Here is a 5,750-nt window from a genome sequence, read left to right as displayed (position 1 = left end):
GTTAAACGAGAAGAGCCCCTCCGTGGAGGGGCTCTTCTGTAAAGGAAGTCCGGCGGTGTCCTACTCTCCCACAAGGTCCCCCTTGCAGTACCATCGGCGCTGAGAGTCTTAGCTTCCGGGTTCGGAATGGGACCGGGCGTTTCCCTCTCGCTATGGCCGCCGAAACATTTACCACACAACCCCCAGCAAGGCTGGGCGAGGGTGAAGTCTGTTTCAGACCATGCCCACCATCAACTGGCGGGACTTGTCTGTTCTGTTGTCCCCACACCATACCCACAAAACGGGCTGGTGTTGGGGTGTCACCGTGAAGGGTCGTTACCGACCGTCTTCCGGGAACCACATAGTGGACGCGAAGCAATCTTTCTTCCTCCTCTACAGGGGAAGAGTGTTGTCAAGTTATCGGCTTATTAGTACCGGTCAGCTCCATGGGTCGTTAGTCCCCACTTCCACATCCGGCCTATCAACCCAGTAGTCTAGCTGGGAGCCTCTCACCCCGAAGGGTATGGAAATCTCATCTCGAAGCCGGCTTCCCGCTTAGATGCTTTCAGCGGTTATCCGTTCCGAACGTAGCTAATCAGCGGTGCTCTTGGCAGAACAACTGACACACCAGAGGTTCGTCCATCCCGGTCCTCTCGTACTAGGGATAGATCTTCTCAAATTTCCTACGCGCGCAGCGGATAGGGACCGAACTGTCTCACGACGTTCTAAACCCAGCTCGCGTACCGCTTTAATGGGCGAACAGCCCAACCCTTGGGACCTACTCCAGCCCCAGGATGCGACGAGCCGACATCGAGGTGCCAAACCATGCCGTCGATATGGACTCTTGGGCAAGATCAGCCTGTTATCCCCGAGGTACCTTTTATCCGTTGAGCGACAGCGCTTCCACAAGCCACTGCCGGATCACTAGTCCCGACTTTCGTCCCTGCTCGACTTGTCAGTCTCACAGTCAAGCTCCCTTGTGCACTTACACTCGCCACCTGATTGCCAACCAGGTTGAGGGAACCTTTGGGCGCCTCCGTTACTCTTTAGGAGGCAACCGCCCCAGTTAAACTACCCACCAGGCACTGTCCCAGAACCGGATCACGGTTCGTAGTTAGATATCCAAAGTGACCAGAGTGGTATTTCAACAATGACTCCACCCGAACTAGCGTCCGAGCTTCACAGTCTCCCACCTATCCTACACAAGCCACTCCGAACACCAATACCAAGCTGTAGTAAAGGTCACGGGGTCTTTCCGTCCTGCTGCGCGTAACGAGCATCTTTACTCGTAGTGCAATTTCGCCGAGTTCGCGGTTGAGACAGCTGGGAAGTCGTTACGCCATTCGTGCAGGTCGGAACTTACCCGACAAGGAATTTCGCTACCTTAGGATGGTTATAGTTACCACCGCCGTTTACTGGGGCTTAAATTCTGAGCTTCGCTTGCGCTAACCCTTCCTCTTAACCTTCCAGCACCGGGCAGGCGTCAGTCCGTATACATCGTCTTGCGACTTGGCACGGACCTGTGTTTTTAGTAAACAGTCGCTTCCCACTGGTCTCTGCGGCCTTTCCCGCTCCGGGAGTAAATCCCATCACGGTTCCGGCCCCCCTTCTCCCGAAGTTACGGGGGCATTTTGCCGAGTTCCTTAACCACGATTCTCTCGATCTCCTTGGTATTCTCTACCTGACCACCTGAGTCGGTTTGGGGTACGGGCGGCTTGAACCTCGCGTCGATGCTTTTCTCGGCAGCATAGGATCACTGATTTCCCCCAATCGGGGTACGCATCGGATCTCAGGCGCATTGACGACGGATTTGCCTATCGTCAGCCCTACATCCTTACACCAGGTTCACCTTACGGATACCATCGCCTGGCTCAGCTACCTTCCTGCGTCACACCTGTTAATACGCTAACCGCACCAGCATGGGGTCGAGCGTTAGACCGGCCGGCATCACCCCGAAGGGATCCACTCAGCCGGGTTAGGACTCTTAGCACCACTGGATTAGCTTGGGCGGTTCTTCGCCGGTACGGGAATATCAACCCGTTGTCCATCGACTACGCCTGTCGGCCTCGCCTTAGGTCCCGACTTACCCAGGGCGGATTAACCTGGCCCTGGAACCCTTGGTCTTTCGGAGGACGGGTTTCTCACCCGTCTTTCGCTACTCATGCCTGCATTCTCACTCGTGTGGCCTCCACGGCTGGTTTACACCGCCGCTTCACTGGCCACACGACGCTCTCCTACCACTCCGTACGACTGAACCACGAAGGCTTGTCTATAATACGAAATCTACAACTTCGGTGGTGTGCTTGAGCCCCGTTACATTGTCGGCGCGGAATCACTTGACCAGTGAGCTATTACGCACTCTTTCAAGGGTGGCTGCTTCTAAGCCAACCTCCTGGTTGTCTCTGCAACTCCACATCCTTTCCCACTTAGCACACGCTTAGGGACCTTAGTTGGTAGTCTGGGTTGTTTCCCTCTCGACAATGAAGCTTATCCCCCACTGTCTCACTGCTGCGCTCTCACTTACCGGCATTCGGAGTTTGGCTGACGTCAGTAAGCTTTTGGGCCCCATCGGCCATCCAGTAGCTCTACCTCCGGCAAGAAACACGCAACGCTGCACCTAAATGCATTTCGGAGAGAACCAGCTATCACGAAGTTTGATTGGCCTTTCACCCCTATCCACAGCTCATCCCCTCCATTTTCAACTGAAGTGGGTTCGGTCCTCCACGACGTCTTACCGTCGCTTCAACCTGGCCATGGATAGATCACTTCGCTTCGGGTCTAGGACATGCGACTGTATCGCCCTCTTAAGACTCGCTTTCGCTACGGCTACCCCACACGGGTTAACCTCGCCACATATCGCTAACTCGCAGGCTCATTCTTCAAAAGGCACGCTGTCACCCCTACAAGGAGGCTCCAACGGTTTGTAAGCAAACGGTTTCAGGTACTATTTCACTCCCCTCCCGGGGTACTTTTCACCTTTCCCTCACGGTACTTGTCCGCTATCGGTCATCTGGGAGTATTTAGGCTTATCAGGTGGTCCTGACAGATTCACACGGGATTTCTCGGGCCCCGTGCTACTTGGGATCCCCATTCAGCCAGCGCCAGCATTTCGGCTACGGGGTTCGCACCCTCTATGACCAGCCATTCAAAGCTGTTCGCCTATACTGCGCTGTAACTGCTCCTGTCCGGCAGAACAGGACAACGGGTCCCACAACCCCGACCATGCAACGACCGCCGTCTATCACACATGACCGGTTTAGCCTCTTCCGATTTCGCTCGCCACTACTGACGGAATCACTGTTGTTTTCTCTTCCTGTGGGTACTGAGATGTTTCACTTCCCCACGTTCCCTCTACCCGCCCTATATATTCAGGCGGGAGTCACCAGGTCAAAACGCCTGGCGGGGTTTCCCCATTCGGAGATCCTCGGATCAGGGCTCGATTATCAGCTCCCCGAGGCTTATCGCAGATTTCTACGTCCTTCTTCGGCTCCAGATGCCAAGGCATCCACCGTTTGCTCTTAGAAACTTGACCACAAAGTTGCCACCAGCCAAAGCTGGCAGCTCAGTGTTATCTCATTCGCCAACCCACCCGAAGGCAGATTGGTCTAAGAAATTGCACTTAGTATCACAACACTCACCAACCCGAAGGCCGGCAAAACATTGCGACTAAGATGCTCGCGTCCACTGTGTAGTTCTCAAAATACGGGCGGCACCAGAATCACCCTGCGATACATGCAGGACTTTCCTGGCCCAGAGGAGTGAAACCCACCGGCCCGAAGGCCGGCCGGTTTGGTCCCTCAGGACCCAACAGCGTGCACACTCCCCCGATCCATCACCGTCACGTTCCAGACACCCGAAGATGCCGTACTAGCGCCGATGACCTCACAAGAAAGTCATTGTCAATGTTCCACCCATGAGCGCCAGCCGAAGACATTCGCTTCGGAACTGACTTGACCAGATGATCCCCGTGTAAACAGCGGGGCTGGTACATGCTCCTTAGAAAGGAGGTGATCCAGCCGCACCTTCCGGTACGGCTACCTTGTTACGACTTAGTCCTAATCACCGATCCCACCTTCGACAGCTCCATCCACAAGGGTTAGGCCACTGGCTTCGGGTGTTACCGACTTTCATGACTTGACGGGCGGTGTGTACAAGGCCCGGGAACGTATTCACCGCAGCGTTGCTGATCTGCGATTACTAGCGACTCCGACTTCATGAGGTCGAGTTGCAGACCTCAATCCGAACTGAGACCGGCTTTTTGGGATTCGCTCCACCTTACGGTATCGCAGCCCTTTGTACCGGCCATTGTAGCATGCGTGAAGCCCAAGACATAAGGGGCATGATGATTTGACGTCATCCCCACCTTCCTCCGAGTTGACCCCGGCAGTCTCCTATGAGTTCCCACCATAACGTGCTGGCAACATAGAACGAGGGTTGCGCTCGTTGCGGGACTTAACCCAACATCTCACGACACGAGCTGACGACAACCATGCACCACCTGTATACCGACCTTGCGGGGCGACCATCTCTGGCCGTTTCCGGTATATGTCAAGCCTTGGTAAGGTTCTTCGCGTTGCATCGAATTAATCCGCATGCTCCGCCGCTTGTGCGGGCCCCCGTCAATTCCTTTGAGTTTTAGCCTTGCGGCCGTACTCCCCAGGCGGGGAACTTAATGCGTTAGCTGCGACACGGAGACCGTGGAATGGTCCCCACATCTAGTTCCCAACGTTTACGGCGTGGACTACCAGGGTATCTAATCCTGTTCGCTCCCCACGCTTTCGCTCCTCAGCGTCAGTTACGGCCCAGAGATCTGCCTTCGCCATCGGTGTTCCTCCTGATATCTGCGCATTCCACCGCTACACCAGGAATTCCAATCTCCCCTACCGCACTCTAGTCTGCCCGTACCCACTGCAGGCTGGGGGTTGAGCCCCCAGATTTCACAGCAGACGCGACAAACCGCCTACGAGCTCTTTACGCCCAATAATTCCGGACAACGCTTGCACCCTACGTATTACCGCGGCTGCTGGCACGTAGTTAGCCGGTGCTTTTTCTGCAGGTACCGTCACTTTCGCTTCTTCCCTACTAAAAGAGGTTTACAACCCGAAGGCCGTCATCCCTCACGCGGCGTTGCTGCATCAGGCTTGCGCCCATTGTGCAATATTCCCCACTGCTGCCTCCCGTAGGAGTCTGGGCCGTGTCTCAGTCCCAGTGTGGCCGGTCACCCTCTCAGGCCGGCTACCCGTCGTCGCCTTGGTGAGCCATTACCTCACCAACTAGCTGATAGGCCGCGAGTCCATCCTTGACCAAAATTCTTTCCAGCTCCTAGCCATGCGGCTGAAGCTCGTATCCGGTATTAGACGCCGTTTCCAGCGCTTATCCCAGAGTCAAGGGCAGGTTACTCACGTGTTACTCACCCGTTCGCCACTAATCCCCCCAGCAAGCTGGAGTTCATCGTTCGACTTGCATGTGTTAAGCACGCCGCCAGCGTTCGTCCTGAGCCAGGATCAAACTCTCCGTAAAAGAAAAAACAGAACCACCGGAAAAAGGTGATAACTGCTGAATTTGATGCTGACTGAAAGAACAAAACAATCTGACGATTGTTGATTGTCCGTCAATCTCAAAGAAACCTAAACACCATCCAAGACCGAAGCCTCAGACAATGCCAGGGTATAATTTGGCATTTGACAATGTGCACGCTGTTGAGTTCTCAAGGACCAAACGCATCAGGAACCCGACCTGTAATAGATCATCGTCCGGAGCGGCTGTGAAAC

3 rRNA genes are annotated in these 5,750 nt (G+C 54.9%); all 3 read right to left on the bottom strand.

Features of this window, described 5'->3' with window-relative positions:
• Positions 1-47: 47 nt before the first annotated feature.
• The 3 genes from rrf to FHR78_RS14790 all read right to left on the bottom strand — a co-directional run bounded on the left by rrf (position 48) and on the right by FHR78_RS14790 (position 5,499).
• Positions 48-164, bottom strand: a 5S ribosomal RNA gene (rrf, locus tag FHR78_RS14800).
• 223 nt (positions 165-387) lie between these two features.
• Positions 388-3,511, bottom strand: a 23S ribosomal RNA gene (locus FHR78_RS14795).
• Positions 3,512-3,979: 468 nt separating this feature from the next.
• Positions 3,980-5,499 (bottom strand): 16S ribosomal RNA (locus FHR78_RS14790).
• The 16S, 23S and 5S rRNA genes sit together here, the layout of an rRNA operon.
• Between the last annotated feature and the right edge of the window lie 251 nt (positions 5,500-5,750).

Origin of the sequence: Frigoribacterium faeni, assembly GCF_011761235.1 — a bacterium.
GTDB classification, from domain to species: Bacteria; Actinomycetota; Actinomycetes; order Actinomycetales; family Microbacteriaceae; genus Frigoribacterium; species Frigoribacterium faeni_A.
The sequence above is the reverse complement of the archived record's forward strand: the minus strand, read 5'-3'. Positions and strand labels throughout refer to the sequence as shown.